The 544-nt window shown below is 68.8% G+C and carries 1 pseudogene; it reads right to left on the reverse strand.

Annotated features, from left to right (window positions below):
* Positions 1 to 413: pseudogene (locus ABFX50_RS51095) on the reverse strand (IS5 family transposase); the annotation flags it as partial.
* Positions 414 to 544 lie beyond the last annotated feature (131 nt).

The following is a 544-nucleotide window of genomic DNA, read 5'->3' on the forward strand; positions in this document are numbered from 1 at the left end:
GATCTTGCTGGTCAGGCCACCTCGGGACCGGCCGAGGGCCGGGTCGCGGAGCCCCCTTTTCGGGCCCCGGCCGCGTGCTGGTGGGCCCGGACGACGGTGGAGTCGAGGGACACCAGCCAGTCGACGTCACCCGCCGCGTCCGCTTGCGCCTGGGCGGCCCGCAGCATCCGGTCGAACGTGCCATCCGCCGCCCACCTGCGGAAACGGGTGTGCAGCGTCGCCCACGGACCATAGCGCTCGGGCACGTCCCGCCAGGCCGTCCCGGTCCGGAACTTCCACACGATCCCGTTCAGGACCCTGCGGTCGTCCAGCCTTTTACGTCCCCGCGACGACTCGGGCAGCAGCGGCCGGACGAACTCCCACTCGGCGTCCGACAGTTCATGGCGACGCATCACAACACCATGATCCACCAGCAACGATCATTTGAAGACATGCCCTAGTGCGGTGAGCTTGCAGCCCGCGAGGCGGTGAGCTTGCAGCCTGCTAGTGCTTGGGTTTGGGCTTTCACGCCAACCGGGTGATCTCCACCGTCACCGCCAGGCCC

Source organism: Nonomuraea recticatena (genome assembly GCF_039533245.1).
In the GTDB taxonomy this organism is placed as follows: Bacteria; Actinomycetota; Actinomycetes; order Streptosporangiales; family Streptosporangiaceae; genus Nonomuraea; species Nonomuraea roseola.